Below are 21,901 nucleotides of genomic sequence, written 5' to 3'. Positions count from 1 at the left end.
GGGGAGGGCCACCCCCTCCCCGCTCCGTTCTTCCGAGACCCCGCAGTCTCCAGATCCCCGCACTTCCCAGGGAGCCGCCACGTGACCAGCGCGACTACGCCGGCGCAGCCCGTGCCGCCCAGCACCACCGCCAAGACCCGCAGCGCCTTCCGCACCTGGCGCCGGACCAGGCCGTTCTGGGGTGGGCTGCTGATCCTGCTCGCGGCGGGGCCGATCCTCTACTTCCCCTACGCGTCGCTGAGTCTCGGCGCGCTCCGGATCCAGATGGCCACCACGGCGGGCGCCGGTTCGGCCGTCATCGGCCTGCTGCTGATCGCCCTCGGCATCTCGTGCTGGTTCCAGCCGCTGATCCGGGTGTTCGCGGGCATCGCGACGATCGTGCTCAGCCTGGTCTCGCTGCCGGTGTCCAACTTCGGCGGCTTCGGCCTTGGCCTCATCTTCGGGATCCTCGGCGGCGCGCTCGTCTGCTCCTGGGCTCCCCTGAAGGAGGAGCCGCTGGAGACGGAGGAGCAGTTCGAGGCCGCCGCCGCGCAGGTGGCGCAGTCGGTCGCCACCCAGCCGGTCCCGGCCCACACGCCGGCCGCGCACGCGGACACCGACGTGGTTCTTCCGTCCCAGCAGGCCGCCGAGGCCGACACGGCGCAGCAGCCCTCAGCCGCGCCGGAGCCGCAGGAGGAGAGCAAGAGTGTCGAGTGAGAACGAGCAGCCGCTGCGCCGCACCGTCGGTCGCCACGCTGCTCCCCGTGACACGGTCCGCGGGCGCCTCTCGCGTCCCGTGGGCCGGGCCATCGCACTGACCGCCATGCCGACGGCCCTGCTGATGGGCACGCTCGCCCCGAAGCTGGCCTTCGCGGCGGACGCCAAGGCCAAGGTCGCCCCCAACTCGGTCCCCGACAAGTCCGGTCCGTCCGGCGAGGCCTGCACCAAGGGCGCGCCCGGCACCGGCACGGGCGCCACCACGGGCACGCCGACGACCGGCGCGAAGGGCGCCTCCGGCACCAAGGCGACGACCGGCAAGCCGGCCGCCGGCTCGGGCGTGTCCCACACCGTGACCGCGCCCAGCCCGCAGGGCGGCGGGTCGGTGCCGCAGCAGCGCACCACGCCCCCGGCGACGACGACCGGCAGCGGCAGCACCACCGGCTCGGGCGGCACCGCCAAGACGCCGACGCCCACGCCGACTCCGACCAGGTCGGCTCCGGCCAAGTCCGCTCCGACGGACCCGGTCACCACGATCCTGAACGGCCTCGGCGGCATTCTCGGCCTGACCAGCCAGCCGGTGACGACGGCCAAGACCGCGACCGCGGCGCCCGCGCCCTCGCCGTCCGCGACCGCTTCGTCCGCCGCGACCCACACGGCGGCGCACCGCGCGGCCGCCGCCGCGACGCCCTCGGCCCAGCCGACCGCGACTGCTGCGCCGACGAAGGCCGCCCCGACCCCGACGGCCAGTGCCACGCCGTCCGCGTCGAACCCGGCCGCGCCGACGACGGGCAAGCCCTCGGGCACGGGCGCCGGGGCCACCGGCTCGACGGCCGCCGCACCCAACACGGACCCGAGCAAGCCGTGCGACATCAGCCACCTGGCCGCGCCGCTGGACACCTCGATCACCTCGCAGCTCCCCGGCGGCACCATGCCGATCGAGCCGTGGACGCTGAAGTCGAACGACCTCAAGCTGATCAACACCGAGTTCCACGGCGTCGTCACCATCCAGCTGGCCGACGGCAGCACCGAGCGCGTCCTGAAGTTCACCGCCGAAGAGGTCAACATCGGCAACCTGGACATGTCCGCCAACCAGCGCGGCCAGGAGATCCACGTCAAGGGCGGCCCCAGCACCACCTCGACGATGCGCGGCGGCACCGTCACGATGTACGTCAAGGAGCTCAAGGGCACCCTGCTGGCGGCCGAGGGCATCCCGCTGAGCCTGCTCAACGTGAGCCTGGACCTGACGCCCGACACGCTGCCGCAGTGGCTCTACAACCTCATCGGCGCGATCCCGATCCCGCTGACGCTGGAGCTGGGTGACATGACGGCGGTTCAGGCCGGACAGTTCGGCGGCAACCTGACCATTCCGGGCATGCACCTGTACTACACCCCGCTCGGCCAGTAGCAGCGGCCCACGCGAACCGGAGACCCTCCCCTGTGCCCTCGACGGCCGGGGGAGGGTTTCCTTCTGTCCGGGCTCTCGTTGAACCCGCATGAGCCACGCGATATCCCGCCTCCTCGTACCCGCGTACTTCCACCCCGCCGTCGAGCCGGCCGCCTGGGACGCGCTGGTCGCCGCCGCGCCCCGGCTCGACGCCGTCGTGATCAACCCCGACAGCGGCGTCGGCCCCGCCCACGACCCCGCCTACGCGGCGGTCGCGGAACGCCTGCGGGCCGCAGGCGTACGGGTGCTGGGGTACGTCGACACCGACTACGCCCGCCGCCCGCACCACGCGGTGGTGGCCGAGATCGCGACCTACCGCGACCGGTACGCCGTCGACGGCGTCTTCTTCGACCAGACCCCCGCCTCCGCCGACGGCCTGCCCCACTACACCCGCCTCGCCGTCGCCGCCCGCGCCCTGGACGCCCTCTGCCTGGCCTTCAACCCCGGCCTGCCCCCCGACCCGGCCTACCACGCCCTCGCCGACCTCGTGGTCACCTTCGAGGGCCCCTGGTCCGCCTACGCCCACCGCACCCCCGACGCGGGCACCCACCTCGTCTACGCGGCCCCGCCGGACGCCGGCGTCCACGGCTACGCGACAGCCGGCGAACTGCCCAATCCCTGGGCCGTGCCGGGCCACCTGACGCTCTGACAGTTCGTCGCGGCGATCACCGTCGGCCAGAATGGCGGTGTGAAGGAAGCGAACCCCCTATGAGCGCGCCCGCGTCGGCTTCGGCCCATCCCTTGCTGCTCAAGCGAGTCGGCGCGGTGGAGGGGTTTCCGCTCCGCCGATCCGCCGACGAGCGCTTCGGTGTGTCTCCGGACGATCCGGTGCTCGGTCTGTCGCAAGACCTCGCGGACGACGTCCGCGCCTGGGCGGCGGGGAACGCCGACGGCACGGCGGAGCTGGCGGCTCGTCTGGCCGCCGAGCTCGGGCCGGAGTGGGTGCTGCGGTGTCATGACGAGCGGCACGACATCGTCCACGTGGTCTGCCGACAGTGCGGAGGATTCCACTGGCGAGCCGAGGTGCATCCGCCCTTCGAGCTCACGCGGGTGATCCAGGTCAGGGGCGAGTACGGATACTGGCCGTTGCGTTCCGGCGGCTTCGACTTCGCCCCGGACGACCCGGTCGTCGGCCTCGGCTTGTCCCAGGGCTTGGTGGATGGGCTCTACGCGTGGGACCGATCGGTGCGCGGCCTGGTGGTCGGCGGCGCGGACCGGGATGTGGTCGCGGCCACCGGCGCACGCCTCGCGGGGATGCTCGCCTCGGAGCTGGGGGCGTCCTGGCGGGTCGAGTACCGGGGCACGGAGCACTGATCGGAGGTGGGGACGATGAACACGAAGGAACTCCGAGCAGCCCTCGCCTCGGCCGGCGTCGATCCGGGCCGGCTCCGGATCGCGGGAGAGCGGCCGGAGCCCACGGTCCACGAGGAGTGGGCCGAGGACGTCCTGCTGCTCACCCACAGCGCGCGCACCGGACGTTGGCTGCTCAAGGGCGGTCAGGAGGCGGTGCCGGGCTGGCCGGGAGTACTCCGGGTGTTCGAGGAGGAAGGGGAGGCCTGTCGCTTCCTCCTCGACGAGCTGGCGCGGTCCGAGCGGCCGGCCCTGGCCGCCGAGCGCGGCGCCTGGGTGCTGCAGGCCGCCGGGCTGCGCGCCAGGGCCGAGGCGGAGCTGGCGATCACTCACCCGGGACGCGCGGAGCAGCGCCGGCGTCATGCCGCTGGTCGAACGCCGGACACCCGCGCGGGTCTGCGGGACGCCCTGTCCTCGTCCGGAGCGAAGGAGCCCTACTGGATCGACGAGGGACCTGCCGAGCCGGTGGATCTCTCCGCCTTCGATCCGGACGACGAGGAGACCTGGACGCTTCCCGACCCGCGCCCATGGCCGCCTGACGTCTTCGTGCTGGCGTGGGACCCCTTCGACGAGCTGTGGACCACCGGCAGCAGGAGGGCCGGGGCCCAGCCCGACATCCATCTGCGCTTCCGGAGCGAAGGCGAGGCCTGCGCCTACGTCTTCGAGCTGCTGACCCACCCCGCCTCCGTGCCTCCCCGGATCACGACGGAGCAGTGGCGGGCCCTGCGGAGTGCAGTCGTGGTCGGCGCCCCCTGACGGACTGGGCCCCTCGGCGCGCTGCACCGAGGGGCCCGGTCCGTCATCGGGACGGATGTCAGTCGTCGGCGCCCAGGTGGTGGACGCGCACCATGTTGGTGGTGCCGACGATGCCGGGCGGGGAGCCGGCGGTGACGATGATGGTGTCGCCCTTGCCGTACTTGCCCTGGGCCAGGATGGCCGTGTCGACCTGCTCGACCATGGCGTCGGTGTTCTCCGCCTGCGGCAGCACGAAGGTCTCCACGCCCCAGCTCAGGGCGAGCTGGTTGCGGGTCGAGACGTCCGGCGTGAAGGCCAGGACGGGGATCGGCGAGCGGTAGCGGGACAGGCGGCGGGCGGTGTCGCCGGACTTGGTGAAGGCCACCAGCGCCTTGGCGTTGAGGAAGTCGCCCAGCTCGCACGCCGCGCGGGCGATGGAGCCGCCCTGGGTGCGCGGCTTGCGGCCCGGGTTCAGCGGCTGCAGACCCTGCGAGAGCAGCTCCTGCTCGGCCGCCTCGACGATGCGGCTCATGGTCTGCACGGTCTCGATCGGATACTTGCCGACCGACGACTCCGCGGACAGCATGACCGCGTCCGCGCCGTCCAGGATGGCGTTGGCGACGTCGGAGGCCTCGGCGCGGGTCGGCCGGGAGGCCGTGATCATCGACTCCATCATCTGGGTGGCGACGATGACCGGCTTCGCGTTCCGGCGGCAGAGGGTGATCAGACGCTTCTGGACCAGCGGCACCCGCTCCAGCGGGTACTCGACGGCCAGGTCGCCACGGGCGACCATGACCGCGTCGAAGGCCATGACGATCTCTTCCATGGCGTCGACGGCCTGCGGCTTCTCGATCTTGGCGATGACCGGGACGCGGCGCCCGACTTCGTCCATGACCTTGTGCACGTCCTCGATGTCGGCGGCGTTGCGCACGAAGGAGAGTGCGACCATGTCGACGCCCATCTCCAGGGCGAAGCGCAGGTCCTCCTTGTCCTTCTCGGAGAGCGCGGGGACGTTGACCGCCGCGCCCGGAAGGTTGATGCCCTTGTTGTTGGAGAGGACTCCGCCCTCGACGACCCGGGTCACCACGCGGGGGCCGTCGACGCTGACGACCTCCAGGGCGACCACGCCGTCGTTGATCAGGACCGGGTCGCCCGGCTTGACGTCTCCCGGCAGACCCTTGTAGGTCGTGCCGCAGATGTTCTGGTCACCGGGGACGTCCTCGGTGGTGATGGTGAAGGTGTCACCGTTCTCGACGGTGACCGGACCGCTGGCGAAGGTGGCCAGACGGATCTTGGGGCCCTGCAGGTCAGCGAGGACGCCCACGGCGCGGCCGGCGGCGTCGGCGGCTGCGCGGACGTTGGCGTAACGCTGCTCGTGCTCGGCGTGGCTGCCGTGGCTCATATTCAGACGGGCGACGTTCATGCCGGCTTCGATCAGCGATTTCAGCTGTTCGAATCCGTCCGTCGCGGGACCCAGAGTACAAACGATCTTGGCTCGGCGCATATGGCTCATCTTATCGGCTCACCTTTCGAGCGCTTTCGGCGCATTCCACGCATTCCACGCTTTTCTTGCACATCAACCGGCGGTCCGACGCACCACTGCGAAGGTCTGCTGGGCGATTTCCAGTTCCTCGTCCGTGGGCACCACCGCGACGGCGACCCGCGAGGAATCCGCGGAGATCAGCCGCGGCGCGCTGCCGCGGACCGCGTTGCGCACCGGGTCCAGCTCGATGCCCAGCGCCTCCAGGCCCGTCACCGCGGCCTCGCGGACCTCCGCCGAGTTCTCGCCCACCCCGGCAGTGAACACGATGGCGTCCACCCGGCCCAGCACCGCGTAGTACGCGCCGACGTATTTGCGCAGCCGGTGGATGTAGACGTCGAACGCCAGCTTGGCCTCCGCGTCGCCCTCGCCGGTGCGGCGCCCGATTTCACGCATGTCGTTGTCCCCGCACAGCCCGAGCAGGCCGCTGCGGCGGTTCAGCAGGGTGTCGATCTCGTCCACGCTCATGCCGCCGACCCGGTGCAGGTGCAGCAGGATCGCCGGGTCGAGATCGCCCGATCGGGTCCCCATGACGAGACCTTCGAGCGGCGTCAGGCCCATCGAGGTGTCCACGCAGCGCCCGCCGGCGACGGCGGACGCGCTGGCGCCGTTGCCCAGGTGCAGCACGATCACGTTGACCGCCTCGGGCGACCTGCCGAGCAGCTGTGCGGTGCGGCGGGAGACGTACTGGTGCGAGGTGCCGTGGAAGCCGTAGCGGCGCACCTGGTACGCGTCGGCGGTCGCCCGGTCGATGGCGTAGCGGGCGGCGGACTCCGGCATGGTCGCGTGGAACGCCGTGTCGAAGACGGCCACCTGCGGCAGGTCCGGGCGCAGCTTGCGGGCGACCTCGATCCCGGTGATGTTCGCCGGGTTGTGCAGCGGGGCCAGCGGGATCAGCTCGCGCAGGGCCTCGACGACCTCGTCGGTCAGCAGCGTCGGCTCGGTGAAGCGGGTGCCGCCGTGGACCGCGCGGTGGCCGATCGCGGCGAGCCGGTCCGAGTCCAGGCCGAGGCCGTCCGCGGCGAGCTCGTCGGCGACCGCGCCGAGCGCGGCGGCGTGGTCGGGAAAGGCCTCGTAGCGCTCGCGCGGTGCGTGGTGGGCGGGCTCGTGCTTGATCCTGCCCTGGCTCTCCCCGATCCGCTCGACCAGCCCCGAGGCCGGCCGGGATCCGTCGGCCATGTCGATGAGCTGGTACTTCACCGACGAGGAGCCGGAGTTCAGCACCAGCACCCGGGTCGCGTCGCTCACTGGACCTGCTCCTTCTGCACTGCGGCGGCGGCGGACCGGGCGGCCTGGGCCGCCTGCTGGGCCTGGATGGCGGTGATCGCGACGGTGTTCACGATGTCCTGGACCAGCGCGCCCCGGGAGAGGTCGTTGACCGGCTTGCGCAGCCCCTGCAGGACGGGGCCGACCGCCACCGCGCCGGCGGAGCGCTGGACGGCCTTGTAGGTGTTGTTGCCGGTGTTCAGGTCCGGGAAGATCAGCACCGTCGCCTGGCCGGCCACCTCCGAGTCCGGCAGCTTGGTCGCCGCGACGGAGGGCTCCACCGCCGCGTCGTACTGGATCGGGCCCTCGACCAGGAGGTCCGGGCGCAGCGAGCGGACCAGCTCGGTGGCCTTGCGGACCTTGTCCACGTCCGCACCGCTGCCCGAGGTGCCGGTCGAGTAGGAGAGGAGCGCGACCCGCGGCGTGACGCCGAAGCGGGCGGCGGTCTCGGCCGACTGGATCGCGATGTCGGCCAGCTGTTCGGCGTCCGGGTCCGGGTTGACCGCGCAGTCGCCGTAGACCAGGACCCGGTCGGCCAGGCACATGAAGAAGACCGAGGAGACGATCTTCGCGTCCGGCGAGGTCTTGATGACCTCGAAGGCCGGCCGGATCGTGGCGGCGGTGGAGTGCACCGCGCCGCTGACCATGCCGTCCGCGAGGCCCTCCTGGACCATCAGGGTGCCGAAGTACGAGACGTCGGTGACCACGTCGCCCGCGACCTCGACGGTCATCCCCTTGTGCTTGCGGAACTCCGCGTAGACCTCGGCGAAGCGGTCCCGCAGCGGCGAGGTGACCGGGTCGATGATCCGCACCCGGGCCCGGCCCTCGGCGGGCTCGGCGTCCAGGGAGATGTTCAGGCCCAGCTCGGCGATCCTGCGACGGACCGCGTCCTCGCCGCCGAGCAGCGTCAGATGGCAGACGTTGCGGCGCAGCAGCACCTCGGCCGCGCGCAGCACCCGCTCCTCGACCCCTTCGGGCAGCACGATGTCACGCAGCGCGGCGCCGCGCGCCCGTTCGAGCAGCTCGTGCTCGAACATCATCGGGGTGACCCTCGCGGACCGGCTCAGCTCGATCCGGTCGGTCAACTCCGCGGAGTCGACGTGCAGTTCGAAGAGGCCCAGGGCGGTCTCCGCCTTGCGCGGGCTGGCCGCGGTGAGCCGGCCCTCCAGGGCGGAGAGGGCGAGGGCGGTCGAGTAGCTGTCCTCGGGGACGGAGAGCACCGGCGTGCCCGGCGCGAGCCTGGCGGCCAGGTTCATCACGTTCGCGCCGGGGGTCTCGCCCAGCGTCATCAGCACACCGGAGATCGGCGGCGCGCCGGCGGCGTGCGCGGCGAGGGCGCCGGTGAGCAGGTCGGCGCGGTCGCCCGGGGTGATCACCATGCAGCCCTCGGACAGCGCGTCCAGGAACAGCGGCAGCATGGCACCGCCGAAGACGAAGCTGCGCACGTCGCGGGCGAGACCCGCGGCGTCGCCGAGCAGCACCTCCGCCCCGGTCGCTTCGACCACCTGGGTGACCGTGGGGGCGGAGAGCGCGGGGTCGTCGGGTATCACGTAGCAGGGCACGTCGGGCTTGCTCGAGAGGCGGCGGGCGACCGCCTGCTTGTCGCTGCCCGCGACCCGGTTGGCGATCATGGCGATGATGTTGCAGCCCAGGTCGGTGAAGGACCGGTGGGCGTTGCGCACCTCGTTGACCACGGTGTCCGCGGTCTCGCGGTGTCCGCCGACGACCGCGAGCACGCCGGCGCCGAACTCGTTGGCGAGCCGGGCGTTGAGCGCGAGCTCGTCGGGGATGTTGGTGGACGCGTAGTCGGTCCCCAGCACGAGGACGGCCTCGCACTCCCGCTCCACCGCTCGGAAGCGGTCGACGAGCAGCCCGACGAGCTCGTCCTGGCCCCGCTCGGCCTGGAGCGCGGCGGCCTCGTCGTAGCCGAGCCCGTACATGTCCTGCGAGGGCAGCTCGACACGGTAGCGGCCGCGCAGCAGGTCGACGACGTGGTCGGTGGGCGGGTGCAGCAGCGGCCGGAAGATGCCGACCCGGTCGACGTGCCGGGTGAGGAGTTCCATCACACCCAGCTCGACGGCTTGTCGGCCGTCGCCCCTGCCGATCCCGGTCACATAGACACTGCGGGCCACCGGGGCCCTCCGTTCGAGTCGCTGATGGAAGTTCCGAACGGCTTCGAGACTACCTTCGCATTTCGGACACTGTCGTGCCCGCGTGAGAACTGATGACCATGGTCCCCACCCCCGGGGCCGTGCGGCCCTGGGGTGGTGCCACCGGCCCGCCGGCCGGGAGCGTCAGCCGCCGAGTTGGGTGCGCCAGTGTTGGAAGAGGGGCATGGGATCGCCGCAGTAGGCCCACGGGACGCGGGTGGGGCGGTCGCCGAGTTGGGCGAAGACCTCCTTCGCCTCGGTGAGGAGTCCGGCGAAGACCAGGCCGTGGAGGAGGAGGTTGAGGTCGGCGACGTCCTGCGCGTACTCGATGCCCGAGCGGTGGCCGATCCACTGCCGCATGGTCGTGCCCAGCGCCTGCACCGCGACCTCGTGGGTCCAGTGGTAGGTCAGGCCGACCGCGCTCTCGCCCTCCGCCTGCGTGCGCTGGCGGTAGTGCTCCGCGCGGGCGGCCTGCGTCAGCGCGGCCAGCGGCGAACCGGGCGGCACGAACGCCGCGCTGTCGCGGGCGAAGTTGTACATCTCGCCGTGGCTGCCGTGCCAGCGCGCGGACAGGTGACGCAGCACCTGGTGGTGGCCCTCGCGGTTGAACTGGTCCCTGGCCTGCAGCTCGCGCCACCAGTGCCAGACATGGGGATGACCCTGGCCGTAGAGACGGGCCAGGGTCATCAGGGACACCCACGGGACGGGGTCGGCCGGGTGCCGTTCGGACGCCTGCAGGCAGATCCGGGCGACGCGGTCCAACTCGCGGCGGTCGAAAGCGTCCTGCGTCGGCGGCGGGGTCCCGTTCTGGTTGTTGGACTCCGCGACGGCGGAGAAGACCCGCTGGACCTCGGTCTCGGCGCGCAGCACCAGGGCGTCGGGGTTGTTCGGCTCGGCCATCTGCCAGGTCTCGACGGTGCGGGCGGAGGCCGCCGTGTCGGCGAGGAGGCGCAGCCGGTGCGTGCGCCGGTCCCAGTCGCGGCCGGTGTCGCGCAGCAGGTCGCGCGCGCCCTGCCAGCGGCCGACGATCAGGTCCTGCCGCGCCGTGGCGAGCTCGCGGTCGCCGTAGGTGGGGTCGAACTGCGGTGCGGTCGTGCGACGTCGTGATGCTCTGGCCATGTCAGAGGCCCCCCTGGGCTCGGTGGCGGGAAAGCCGACAGACCGGCAGTCGGATGACTGCCGGTCGTCGTGCTCAGGAACTCAGTGAACTGTCGAACGTCGTGCCAAAGTTGCGGACCGTGGAAGCCCCGCGGGCTACAGGTCGGTCGCCATGCCGCCCGAGTTGCCGGAGGAGGCCTTCGCCAGGGTGGAGCCGCCGAACTCGGCGTCCACGGCCTCGGCGAGCGCCGCGTCCAGGCGGGCCGGCGGGTTGGTGTAGAACTCGCTGCCCTTGGCCCAGTAGATCGCCAGCGGAATGATCCCGATCGCCAGCGCGCCCAGGCCGATCAGCAGCACCTCGGTGTCCAGGGTCTTGCAGTTCTCGACGAACAGGAAGGCCATGAACAGCGCGCCCGCGCCGGGCCAGATGCCCACGAAGATTGCGTTGGAGACCGACTTGAAGACGACCTTGCGGTAGGCGACCACGACGGCGATGCCCGCCAGCGCGTAGTACACGCAGATCTGCAGACCGATCGCGAGCACCGCGTCCTGCAGGATGTTGTTCACCGAGCCGATCTGGCTGGCAGCCAGGAACAGGCCGAGCGAGATGGCGACGATGACGCCGATGGCGACGTACGGGGTCTGCCACTTCGGGTGCGTCTTGCCGAAGGCGGCGGGGAGCGTGTTGTCGCGGCCCATGGCGAAGAGCGAGCGGCTGATCTGGATCAGCGTCGTCTCCAGCGTGGCGACGGTGGAGAGCACCACGGCCAGCACCATGATCTTGCCGCCCGCGCCCGGCATGATGATCTCGCCGAGGTCGCTCAGGAAGGTGCCGCTGCTGATCTGCTTGTCCGTCACGTTCATGTTGAGCGCGATGGTGAAGATCTCGAAGATGGCGAAGACCACGGCCACGCCGAGCAGGCCGCCGAGGCCGGAGTTGCGCTTGGAGTCGGTGGTCTCCTCGCTCAGGTTGGCGGTGACGTCCCAGCCCCAGAAGTAGAAGCCGGCGACCAGCGCCGAGGTGGCGAAGCCCGCCATGCCGCCGAAGTGGCCGAAGCCCCAGAGGTAGGAGAGGTGGAAGCTCGCGCCCGGGCGGTGGTGGAACAGCGCCAGGATGCCGAAGATCGCCAGGATGGCGATCTCGACGCCGGTCATGATCCACTGCGCGTGCGCGGTGATCCGCGCGCCCAGCAGCACCAGCAGGGCCATCACCAGGAAGACGAAGGCGCCGACGCCCACGCAGGCCCAGGTGTTGGCGGCCAGGCTGTCGGAGAAGAGCGAGAGCGTGTACTGCCCGGCGGGCAGCGAGCCGGCGACCATGAAGATCAGCGCAGAGACGACGAGCGACCAGCCCGCCGCGAAGCCGAGCGAGGGATGCAGCGCGCGGCCGACCCAGGAGTAGCTGGCGCCGGCGTTGACGTCGAGACGCCCGAGGTAGTTGAAGGCCCAGGCGATGCCGAGCATCGGTATCGCACACCACAGCAGGGCGGCCGGGCTGAACAGGCCGGCCGCGGCGATGAGCGCGGCGGAGCTCGCGGCGAGCGAGTACGCGGGGGCGCTGCCGGCGATGGCCATGACGATGGTGTCGAACGTGCCGAGGACGTTGGCCTTGAGGCCGCCTCTGGTCTCCGTCGGGGTGTACTCGCTCAAGGGGGGCCTCTCCTGCGTGACCGGAGGTGCGCGTGGGGACATGGCCTCGGGTCACGGTGCATGGGAACGGTGGTGCGGCGTGCGCGCGGGGGGACGTGGACCGCACTCAAGCAGGTGGGAGCGCGAGCTGGGCAACAGCCGTGTGACGCTTGTGTTTCCGGAGGCGGGGTCACCGCTCGGACACCTCTGGTGCCTGCGCGTGCCACATGGTGCCGTTTGGCGGACGAGGCTGGCAATGCTTTGGCGGAATTCGTTTATGTTGCTTCCTGGATTACGGAATCAGTTGCGTGATCGCCGAAGTGGAACGGAAACCGTCGCACAGGAAAGACGACGGAACTGAACTCGCGGTTACGGAACGATCTCGTCCCCGTCCGCCGCACTCCGCGTCGCCGCCCTCGCCCCCGCGGGGCGGCAGCTACAGACCCCAGGTCGCCTTCAGCTCGGCGAGCGCCTCGTGGAACCGCGGGAAGGTCTTCTTCACGCAGCCGGGGTCGTCCAGGGTGATCCCGTCCGTGCGCAGGCCGGTGACGCTGAAGGACATCGCGATGCGGTGGTCGCCGTGACAGGCGATCAGGGTCGGGCCGGTCGGCTGCGCGGGCTGGATCTCGATCCAGTCCCGACCCGTCGTCACCGGCACGCCCAGGGCCTTGAGGTTCTGCTCGCAGGCGGCCAGACGGTCGCACTCCTTGATGCGCGTGTTGTAGACGTCCTCGATCCGCACCGGCCCGTCCGCGAAGGGCGCGATCGCCGCCAGGGTGGGGACCGTGTCGGAGATGTCCCGCATGTTGACCGTGACGCCGCGCAGCCGGCCGGTGCCGGTCACCGTGGTGGCCTCCGGGGTGATCGAGACGTCCGCGCCCATCGTCCGCAGCACCTCGGCGAAGCGCAGGTCGCCCTGGAGCGAGTCGCCGCCCAGACCGGGCACGGTCACGGTGTTGCCGGTCAGGGCCGCCGCCGCGAAGACGTAGCTGGCCGTCGAGGCGTCGGGCTCGATCAGGTAGTCCACCGCGCGGTAGGGCACCGGCGGCACCACGAAGGTGTCGCCCTCGCGCCGGGCCGGATTGCCGAAGCGGTTCATCATCGCCAGCGTGATCTCGACGTACGGCACCGAGACCAGGTCGGTGACGGTGATCTCCAGACCCTCCCTGGTGAGCGGGCCGGTCAGCAGCAGCGCCGTCAGGAACTGCGAGGAGAGCCCCGCGTCCAGGGTGATCGCGCCGCCCTTGATGCCGGCGGCCTCGATCCGCAGCGGGTGGTGGCCCTCCTGCTCCTCGTGCACCAGGTCCACGCCGAGCTCGCGCAGCGCCTGCGTCAGCGGGCCGAGCGGACGCCGCCGCATCTGCGCGGAGGCGTCGAAGCGGAAGCTGCCCTGCCCGGCGGCGGCCAGCGCGGGCAGGAACCGCGCGGTGGTCGCGCCGTCGCGGCAGAAGACGTCCGCCGAGGACACGCCGGGGCCGGACGGGCGGCCCGTGATCGTCCAGACCCCCGGTTGCCGGTCGACGGCGTAGCCAAGGCTGATCAGCCCCTCGGCGAAGCCCTCGGAGTCGTCGGAGAGCAGGGGTTGCCGAAGCGTGGTGACGCCCTCGGCGGCCGCCGCGAGGTAGAGCGCGCGGGCGGTGATCGACTTGGAACCGGGGATCTGGACGACGGTCATGCCCGCGAGGATACGGGCCCGCCCGCGCCTACGCCGGGCTCAACCAGATGGTGGAAAGCGGCGGCAGGACCAGCTCCGCGCTGGTGTCGCGGCCGTTCCACGGCAGCGGCTCGGCCTTGACCGGATCCGGGTTGCCGACGCCGCTCCCGCCGTAGACGAGGGTGTCGGTGTTGAGGATCTCCAGCCAGCGCGCGTCGCGCACGTCCGCCCGGACCGTCGGCAGCCCCACCCGGTAGTCGTGCCGCACCACAGGCGAGAGGTTGCTGACGCAGACCAGCGGGCGTCCCTGCCGGTCGAAGCGGACGAAGGAGAAGACGTTGTCCTCCGCCGCGCCGCCGTCCAGCCAGGCGAAGCCGGCCGGGACCGAGTCCTGCTGCCACAGCGCCGGGGTGTCCAGGTAGAGCCGGTTCAGGTCGCGGACCAGCTCGCGGACCCCCGCGTGCTCGGCGTGCGCGGGCCAGGACTCGTCCAGCACCCACCACTGCGGTCCGCTCTCGTGGTCCCACTCCGCGCCCTGGGCGAACTCCTGGCCCATGAAGAGCAGTTGCTTGCCCGGGTGGGCCCACATGAAGCCCAGGTAGGCGCGCTCGTCGGCGCGCTGCTGCCACCAGTCGCCGGGCATCTTGCTCACCAGCGCGCGCTTGCCGTGCACCACCTCGTCGTGCGAGATCGGCAGCACGTAGTTCTCGCTGTAGGCGTAGACCATCGAGAAGGTCATCTCGTTGTGGTGGTACTTGCGGTGCACCGGCTCGTGGCTCATGTACTGCAGCGAGTCGTGCATCCAGCCCATGTTCCACTTCAGGCCGAAGCCGAGGCCGCCGTGGTCGGTGGGGGCGGTGACGCCCGGCCAGGCGGTGGACTCCTCGGCGATGGTCACGATGCCGGGGCAGCGCCGGTAGACGGTGGCGTTCATCTCCTGCAGGAACCGGACGGCGTCCCAGTTCTCCCGCCCGCCGTGCTCGTTGGGCGCCCACTCGCCGTGCTCGCGGGAGTAGTCCAGATACAGCATCGAGGCCACCGCGTCCACGCGCAGGCCGTCGACGTGGAACTCCTCGCCCCAGAAGACCGCGTTTGCGACCAGGAAGTTGCGCACCTCGGTGCGGCCGTAGTCGAACTCCAGGGTGCCCCAGTCCGGGTGCTCGGCCCGGCGCGGGTCGGCCGGCTCGTACAGCGGCTCGCCGTCGAAGCGGGCCAGGCCGAAGTCGTCCTTGGGGAAGTGCGCGGGCACCCAGTCGACGATCACGCCGAGACCCGCCTGGTGCAGCGAGTCCACCAGGAAACGGAAGTCGTCAGGGGAACCCAGCCGGGAGGTCGGCGCGTAGAAGCCGGTGACCTGGTAGCCCCAGGAGCCGCCGAAGGGGTGCTCCATCACCGGCATCAGCTCGACGTGGGTGAAGCCGAGGTCGCGGACGTAGGCGGGCAGCTCCTCCGCCAGCTGCCGGTACGTCAGCCCCGGCCGCCAGGAGGCCAGATGTACCTCGTAGATGCTGAGCGGCGCCTCGTGGTGGGGGAGCCGGCCGCGCGTGGACATCCACTCCGCGTCGTTCCAGCGGTGGTGGGACGCGTGCACGACGGAGGCGGTGGACGGGGGGACCTCGGTGGCGCGGGCCAGCGGGTCGGCCTTCTGCACCATCCGGCCGTCGCGGGTGGCGATCTCGTACTTGTAGCGGGCGCCCTCGCCGATCCCCGGCACGAACAGCTCCCAGACGCCGCTCGCGCCCAGCGAGCGCATCGGGTGGGCCGCGCCGTTCCAGCCGTTGAAGTCGCCGACCAGCCGGACGCCGGACGCGTTCGGGGCCCAGAGCGCGAAGGAGGTGCCGGTGGTGCCCCGGATCACGCGCGGGTGCGAGCCGAGCGCCCGCCACAGCTGCTCGTGCCGCCCCTCGCCGATCAGGTGCAGGTCGGTCTCCTCGAGCGTGGGCAGGAAGCGGTAGCCGTCCTCCTGCTCGTACCAGTCGCCCGCGTAGCGGACCTGGAGCAGGTAGCCCTCGGTGACCGAGCCCATGGGGAGCAGGCCGGTGAAGAGCCCGTCCTGCTGGTGCGTCAGCTCGTGGCGCTCCACCCCGGTGTCGACGACCACCCGCTCGGCCAGCGGCCGCAGCACCCGGACCGCGGTGCCTTCCACCGTGTCGTGGGCGCCGAGCAGGCCGTGCGGATCGTGGTGCCAGCCGCCGACCAGACGCTCCACCTCCCCGGGGGCGAGCGGCGCCTCCGGAGTGGGCAGCGGCGTGCCCTCGGGCTCGCGCTCCGTCCCGGCGACGGCGGTCGGGTCGACGGCGGTCGGGTCGAGAAGGGTGTCGGGTTCGTGGAACGTGGTCACGATCTATGCCTCCCGTGGGGTCGTGGGTGCCGCGGACCGGTGGCCTGCGGACGGGGGTGCCACGTATGAGGGGTTCGCCGGAGGGACGGCGGGGACAGCGGGGACGGCGGGCGCGGCGGCGGCCGTCGCGGCGGGGGTGAGGGGCGTCGTTGCGAGGCGGGCGCAGGCGCTCAGCGGGATGCCGACCCAGTCCGGACGGTGACGTGCCTCGTAGACGACCTCGTAGACCGCCTTGTCGGTCTCGAAGGCGCGCAGCAGCACCGGGTCCAGGGTCGGGTCGGGCGCGCCGGTGGCGGCATAGCCGGCGGTGAACGCCTCGCGGTTGCGGGCCACCCAGGCGGCGGTGGTGACCGGGTCGGCGAGACGGGCGTGGGCGGCGGCGTAGTCGAAGGAGCGCAGTATGGCCGCCACGTCCCGCACCGCGGGCTGCGGACGGCGACGCTCCTCCAGCGACTTGGCCGGCTCTCCCTCGAAGTCGAGCAGGACCCAGCCCCTGGCACTGCGCATGACCTGGCCCAGGTGCAGGTCCCCGTGGACCCGCTGGGCCCGCAGCCGCAGCCCGCCGCGCGCGGAGGCGGCCAGGTCGCGGAAGATCTGCCGCAGTGCCGCCCGGTGCTGCCCGAGCGCGGGGACGGCGAGGCAGGCGGCGTCCAGGCGCAGCGCCATCTGCTCGGCCATCGTCTCGATCTCGCCGCGCCGCAGCACCGTGACCGGCAGGCTGCGGGCCAGTGCCAGGTGGACGTCGGCGGTGGCCCGGCCGAGCAGAAACGACTCTGCGGCGAAGTTGCCCACCCGGGAGGGGTCGGCGTCGAGCTGCTGCATCTGACGCAGGGCCAGCTCCCAGCCGTCCTCGGCGTCGCGCAGGAAGTGCTGCAGCATGCCCAGGGTGGCCGGGGCCCGGTCGGGCGCGTCCGGCAGCTCGGCCTCGAACCAGGCCAGCGGCGCGGGGATTCGGCTGCTGCCCGCCCGGCCCAGGGCCAGCGAGAGTTCGAGATCCGGGTTGAGCCCCGGGCTGACCCGGCGGAACAGCTTGAGGATCGCGGCCTCGGCGGGGCTGCCGCCGTCGTAGATGATCGAGGTGTTGCTCTGCTCGGCGGTGCCGACCCGGCCGGCCGCGGAGGCGGGCACCCGGTCGCCGAGCGCACCGAAGCGCAGCGCGCCGAGCCGCTGCGGGGTGCTGAGCAGCGCCAACAGCCGGCGCGTCAGCGCCGGGTCGTAGGCCGCGTCGTAGGTGACCAGGCCGTCGTGGGGACCGTTGGTGATCCGGCCGATCACCGCGTCCCTGCTGCGCAGTCCCGGCAGCCCGTCGGGGTGCGCGCCGAGCAGCAGTTGGTAGATGTCGCTGGTGGACGCGCCGCCGCCGGAGCTGCGCTGGTCCACGCGGAGCAGCAGGTGCAGCAGCGTGCCGGTGGCGCGGGCCAGGCCGGTCGGCCCCGGCAGCGGGGTCACCGTCACCGGCGTGATCGCGGAGATCGGATGGCCCTTGCCGGCGAACCAGCGCTGACGTGGCAACCAGTCGCGCAGCAGCGGCAGCGCCGCCTCGACGAGCGGCCGGCAGCCGTCCGCCGTGGTGGGCGGGACCGGCGTGGTGACGCCACGCGGGCGGGAGGTGTCGGACATTTCTCCCCTTCCCCGGAAAGGCCGGTGCAACCGGCGGCCGTGGTGGTTGGTCGCCGGTTGAACCATTTTTCCGGAATGTGTGGGCGTGACATCGTCGGCACGCCCGTCGGAGGACGTCGTTGCGCAGGACGGGGGACAGCGGGCCGGGCGTCGGCGGCTCAGCCGGCCGGGCGGACCTGACCGGGCGGCACGACCGGAGCCCCGGTCTGGACGCTCGTGTCGCCGGGCCGCAGCCGGAACCAGTAGAAGCCGTGACCGCCCAGCGTCAGCAGGTACGGCAGTTGACCGATCGCGGGGAAGCGGACCCCGCCGATCAGCTCGACCGGGTGCATGCCCTCGAACTCCCGCAGGTCCAGCTCGGTGGGCTGGGCGAAGCGGGAGAAGTTGTTGACGCACATCACCAGGTCGTCGCCGAGTTCGCGCAGGTAGGCGAGGACCGCGGGGTTGCTCGACGGCAGCTCCGCGTAGGAGCCGAGCCCGAAGGCCGGGTTGAGCTTGCGGATCTCGATCATCCGCCGGGTCCAGTGCAGCAGCGAACTGGGGTTCGCCATCTGCGCCTCGACGTTGGTCACCTGGTAGCCGTAGACCGGGTCCATGATGGTCGGCAGGTTGAGCCGCCCGGGATCGGCCACGGAGAAGCCGGCGTTGCGGTCCGGCGTCCACTGCATCGGCGTGCGGACGCCGTCGCGGTCGCCGAGCCAGATGTTGTCGCCCATGCCGATCTCGTCGCCGTAGTAGAGCACCGGCGAGCCGGGCAGCGAGAGCAGCAGCGCGCTGAAGAGCTCGATCTGGTTGCGGTCGTTGTCGAGCAGCGGGGCCAGCCGTCGCCGGATGCCCACGTTGGCGCGCATCCGCGGTTCCTTGGCGTACTCCGCGTACATGTAGTCGCGTTCCTCGTCGGTGACCATCTCCAGGGTCAGCTCGTCGTGGTTGCGCAGGAAGATGCCCCACTGGCAGCCGGACGGGATGGCCGGGGTCTTCGCCAGGATCTCGGAGACCGGGTAGCGGGACTCCCGGCGTACCGACATGAAGATCCTGGGCATCACCGGGAAGTGGAAGGCCATGTGGCACTCGTCGCCGCCGGCGGCGAAGTCGCCGAAGTAGTCGACCACGTCCTCGGGCCACTGGTTCGCCTCGGCCAGCAGCACGGTGTCCGGGTACTCGCGGTCGATCTCGGAGCGCACCCGCTTCAGGAACTCGTGCGTGGCGGGCAGGTTCTCGCAGTTGGTGCCCTCCTCGGCGTAGAGGTAGGGCACGGCGTCCAGCCGGAAGCCGTCGATGCCGAGGTCGAGCCAGAACCGCAGCGCCGCCAGCATCTCCTCCTGGACCCGAGGGTTCTCGTAGTTGAGGTCGGGCTGGTGGGAGAAGAAGCGGTGCCAGAAGTACTGCTTGCGGACCGGGTCGTAGGTCCAGTTGGAGACCTCGGTGTCGACGAAGATGATCCGGGCGTCCTGGTACTGCTTGTCGTTCTCGGCCCACATGTAGTAGTCCCCGTACGGCCCCTCGGGGTCGTTGCGGGAGGCCTGGAACCACGGGTGCTGGTCGCTGGTGTGGTTCATGACGACGTCGATGATGACCCGCATGCCGCGCTGGTGGGCGGCGTCCACGAACTCGACGAAGTCGGCCAGGTCGCCGAACTCGGGCAGCACGGCGGTGTAGTCGGCCACGTCGTAGCCGCCGTCGCGCAGCGGCGAGGCGAAGAAGGGCGGCAGCCAGAGACAGTCCACGCCCAGCCACTGGAGGTAGTCGAGCTTGCTGGTCAGGCCCTTGAGGTCGCCGACCCCGTCGCCGTTGCTGTCCTGGAAGCTGCGGACCAGCACCTCGTAGAAGACGGCGCGCTTGAACCACTCCGGGTCGCGGTCCCGCTGTGGAGTGTCGGCGAAGGTGTCGGGGACAGGTTCGTTGACGATCACTGAGCGGCCCTCCGGACCGTGAAGAGGTGGGCCGGCATGGAGTGGGGGTCCAGCCGGACGTAGTTGTGGCGGCCCCACCGGTAGACGGCCCCGGTCAGTTCGTCGTGGACCTCGTAGGTCCCTGCGTCGCCGGGCATCCAGTCGGGTTCGAGGGTGACCGTGCCCGCCTGTGGGTGGTGCGGGTCGAGGGTCACCACGGTGAGCACGGTGTCCTCGCCGCGGGTCTTGCTGAAGGCGAGGAGCTGGTCGTTGTCCGTGGGGTGGAACCGCAGGTTGCGCAGTTCCTGCAGCGCGGGGTGCTCGCGGCGCAGCCGGTTGAGGGTGGTCAGCAGCGGGGCGAGGCTGTCCTTGCGCGACCAGTCGCGCGGACGGAGCTGGTACTTCTCCGAGTCGAGGTACTCCTCGGAGCCGGGGTGTGCCGGCGCGTTCTCGTACAGTTCGAAACCGGCGTAGACGCCCCAGCTCGGGGCGAGGGTCGCCGCCAGCACCGCGCGGATCGCGAACGCGGCCCGGCCACCCTGCTGCAGGTAGGCATGCAGGATGTCCGGGGTGTTGGTGAAGAAGTTCGGCCGCATGTACGCGGCGGCCTCGCCGGAGAGCTCGGTCAGGTACTCCGTCAGCTCCTGCTTGCCGGTGCGCCAGGTGAAGTAGGTGTAGGACTGGTGGAAGCCGACCTTGGCCAGGGTGTGCATCATCGCCGGGCGGGTGAAGGCCTCGGCCAGGAAGAGCACGTCAGGGTCGGTGCGGGCGATCTCGCCGAGCACCTTCTCCCAGAACACCACCGGCTTGGTGTGCGGGTTGTCGACCCGGAAGATCCGCACCCCGTGGGACATCCAGTGGCGCAGCAGCCGGACGGTCTCGGCGACGATGCCGTCGAAGTCCTGGTCGAAGTTGACCGGGTAGATGTCCTGGTACTTCTTGGGCGGGTTCTCGGCGTAGGCGATGGTGCCGTCGGCACGGGCGGTGAACCACTCCGGGTGCTTCTCGACCCACGGGTGGTCGGGTGAGCACTGCAGCGCGAAGTCCAGCGCGACCTCCAGACCCAGCTCCGCCGCGCGGGCGGTGAAGGCGTCGAAGTCGTCCATGGTGCCGAGGTCCGGGTGGATCGCCTCGTGGCCGCCCTCGGGGGAGCCGATCGCCCAGGGCGAGCCGACGTCGTCGGGGCCGGCTTCGAGCGCGTTGTTGGGTCCCTTGCGGAACGCTCGGCCGATGGGGTGAACCGGCGGCAGGTAGACCACGTCGAAGCCCATCCGCGCGATGGCCGGAAGCCGCTCCGCCGCGGTGCGCAGGGTGCCGGGCACGGGCTTGCCGCGACCGTCCCGGTCGACCACGGCTCCCTCGGAGCGCGGGAAGAACTCGTACCAGGACCCGTACAGCGCCCGCGGCCGGTCGACCTGCAGCGGCTGCGGCCGGGAGGCGGAGACCAGCTCCCGCAGCGGATGCCTGGCCAGCGCGGCGGCCAGCTCGGGCGTCAGCGCGGCCTCCAGACGTTCGAGCGGGTCGCGGTCGGCGTCGCGCAGCACCTCGGCGGAGGCGAGCACGTGCGCCTTGCCGTCCTTCTTGGTCACCCCGGTGGCGGCGCGGTCCAGCAGCAGTGCGCCCTCCTCCAGCATCAGGCCGACGTCGATCCCGGCCGGGACCTTGATCCGGGCGGCGTGTTCCCAGGTGGCGACCGGGTCGGCCCAGGCCTCCACGGTGTAGGTCCAGCGCCCCGGCGCACCGGCGGCGATCTCCGCGCCCCAGCGGTCCGTGCCGGGGGCGAGCTCCCGCATCGGGGTCCACGGTCCGCTGCGGCCGCGCGGGTCGCGCAGCACGACGTTGGCTCCGATCAGGTCGTGGCCCTCGCGGAAGAGCGTGGCGCTGACCTCGAAGACCTCCCCGACGACGGACTTGGCCGGACGGCGTCCGCAGTCCACCGAGGGGCTGACATCCAGTACGGGAATTCGGCCGATCATCTGGGGCTGGTCGTCCTTTCGTGCGGTGTCACGCATCGACGCTCCTGGCTGGCGAGGGGCGGGGCAGGGCGAGGGCGAACGGGGCGAACGGGGCGAGCTGTCAACGGCACAACTGGTAAAGACGGGGCAAAAGGGGTACCCATGCCCGGACTTCAGTGACTCTGAGTGAGATATGACGCGGAGTGAGGTGTGACGCACGGTGATGAGCTGCGCGGATGCCTGACAGTGAGGCCGAGAGGGAGGGCCCAGAGAGCCTTCCCCCGCCTTCCCGTCCGGCAACCTGCCGTCGGTCGAACGCCGTCGTGTTGACAACGATCGCGCGGGACTGGTGGACACGCAGAAGAGACCGCACGGCATCCGCGTCCCACTGGTCGTCACGTCCGTTCCGACCTGCTTCGATCCTCGCACCGAACGGAAGTCTTACGCGCGGGTAAGTGCTCATTTCGGCCACAGATCAAGGCAGTTCGACGCACTCGGGTGGACGGCGGTGTGACGGCGTTGTGAATT

General features: G+C 71.5%; 15 protein-coding genes. 5 read left to right on the top strand and 10 right to left on the bottom strand.

The features are described 5' to 3' along the window. The first annotated feature begins 81 nt into the window (after positions 1-81). The 5 genes from BS83_RS37345 to BS83_RS37325 all read left to right on the top strand — a co-directional run bounded on the left by BS83_RS37345 (position 82) and on the right by BS83_RS37325 (position 4,249). Complete coding sequence (locus BS83_RS37345) at positions 82-696, top strand: DUF6114 domain-containing protein (RefSeq protein WP_063774309.1); 615 nt, start codon at positions 82-84, stop codon at positions 694-696. Beyond that, complete coding sequence (locus BS83_RS37340; RefSeq protein WP_051944818.1) at positions 686-2,104, top strand: hypothetical protein; 1,419 nt, start codon at positions 686-688, stop codon at positions 2,102-2,104. Before BS83_RS37345 ends, BS83_RS37340 begins: the two co-directional genes overlap by 11 nt. Before the next feature lie 88 nt (positions 2,105-2,192). Further along, on the top strand, positions 2,193-2,792 hold the full coding sequence (locus tag BS83_RS37335; protein ID WP_037607705.1) for a spherulation-specific family 4 protein: 600 nt from the start codon (positions 2,193-2,195) through the stop codon (positions 2,790-2,792). Positions 2,793-2,851: 59 nt separating this feature from the next. Then, entirely contained in the window at positions 2,852-3,457 is a 606-nt protein-coding gene (locus BS83_RS37330; protein ID WP_051944815.1) for a hypothetical protein, read from the top strand. Between the two features lie 15 nt (positions 3,458-3,472). Further along, the gene (locus BS83_RS37325) at positions 3,473-4,249 is read left to right on the top strand and encodes a hypothetical protein (protein ID WP_037607703.1); all 777 of its coding nucleotides are present in this window, start codon (positions 3,473-3,475) and stop codon (positions 4,247-4,249) included. Positions 4,250-4,307: 58 nt separating this feature from the next. Here the strand turns inward: BS83_RS37325 and pyk are convergent, their stop codons facing one another. The 10 genes from pyk to BS83_RS37275 all read right to left on the bottom strand — a co-directional run bounded on the left by pyk (position 4,308) and on the right by BS83_RS37275 (position 21,394). Further along, entirely contained in the window at positions 4,308-5,732 is a 1,425-nt protein-coding gene (gene pyk, locus BS83_RS37320) for a pyruvate kinase (protein WP_037607702.1), read from the bottom strand. Between the two features lie 72 nt (positions 5,733-5,804). After that, complete coding sequence (locus tag BS83_RS37315; protein ID WP_037607700.1) at positions 5,805-7,016, bottom strand: acetate kinase; 1,212 nt, start codon at positions 7,014-7,016, stop codon at positions 5,805-5,807. After that, positions 7,013-9,166 carry a phosphate acetyltransferase gene (pta, locus tag BS83_RS37310; protein WP_037607699.1) on the bottom strand — a complete coding sequence of 718 codons (2,154 nt, stop codon included), beginning with the start codon at positions 9,164-9,166 and terminating at the stop codon, positions 7,013-7,015. Before pta ends, BS83_RS37315 begins: the two co-directional genes overlap by 4 nt. Before the next feature lie 162 nt (positions 9,167-9,328). Continuing rightward, entirely contained in the window at positions 9,329-10,303 is a 975-nt protein-coding gene (locus tag BS83_RS37305; RefSeq protein ID WP_037607698.1) for a hypothetical protein, read from the bottom strand. 135 nt (positions 10,304-10,438) lie between these two features. Further along, positions 10,439-11,932, bottom strand: a complete 1,494-nt coding sequence (locus BS83_RS37300) for an APC family permease (RefSeq protein ID WP_037607697.1) — start codon at positions 11,930-11,932, stop codon at positions 10,439-10,441. Between the two features lie 415 nt (positions 11,933-12,347). Beyond that, complete coding sequence (gene aroA, locus BS83_RS37295) at positions 12,348-13,586, bottom strand: 3-phosphoshikimate 1-carboxyvinyltransferase (RefSeq protein ID WP_037607695.1); 1,239 nt, start codon at positions 13,584-13,586, stop codon at positions 12,348-12,350. A gap of 28 nt (positions 13,587-13,614) precedes the next feature. Further along, positions 13,615-15,810 (bottom strand): 1,4-alpha-glucan branching enzyme, encoded by a 2,196-nt coding sequence (gene glgB / locus BS83_RS37290; RefSeq protein ID WP_037610778.1) that lies wholly within the window; start codon positions 15,808-15,810, stop codon positions 13,615-13,617. A gap of 99 nt (positions 15,811-15,909) precedes the next feature. Further along, a complete protein-coding gene (locus BS83_RS37285) occupies positions 15,910-17,526 on the bottom strand; it encodes a maltokinase N-terminal cap-like domain-containing protein (RefSeq protein ID WP_063774308.1) in 1,617 nt (538 codons plus the stop codon). Between the two features lie 158 nt (positions 17,527-17,684). Continuing rightward, positions 17,685-19,439, bottom strand: coding sequence for a maltose alpha-D-glucosyltransferase (treS, locus tag BS83_RS37280; RefSeq protein ID WP_051944809.1), 1,755 nt, complete (start codon positions 19,437-19,439; stop codon positions 17,685-17,687). Further along, positions 19,436-21,394 carry an alpha-1,4-glucan--maltose-1-phosphate maltosyltransferase gene (locus BS83_RS37275; protein WP_037610775.1) on the bottom strand — a complete coding sequence of 653 codons (1,959 nt, stop codon included), beginning with the start codon at positions 21,392-21,394 and terminating at the stop codon, positions 19,436-19,438. The genes treS and BS83_RS37275 overlap by 4 nt, the downstream gene beginning before the upstream one ends. Positions 21,395-21,901: the final 507 nt, after the last annotated feature.

The organism is Streptacidiphilus rugosus AM-16, from assembly GCF_000744655.1.
Classification (GTDB): domain Bacteria; phylum Actinomycetota; class Actinomycetes; order Streptomycetales; family Streptomycetaceae; genus Streptacidiphilus; species Streptacidiphilus rugosus.
Note: the sequence above shows the minus strand (reverse complement) of the source record. Positions and strands in the feature narration are given on the sequence as shown.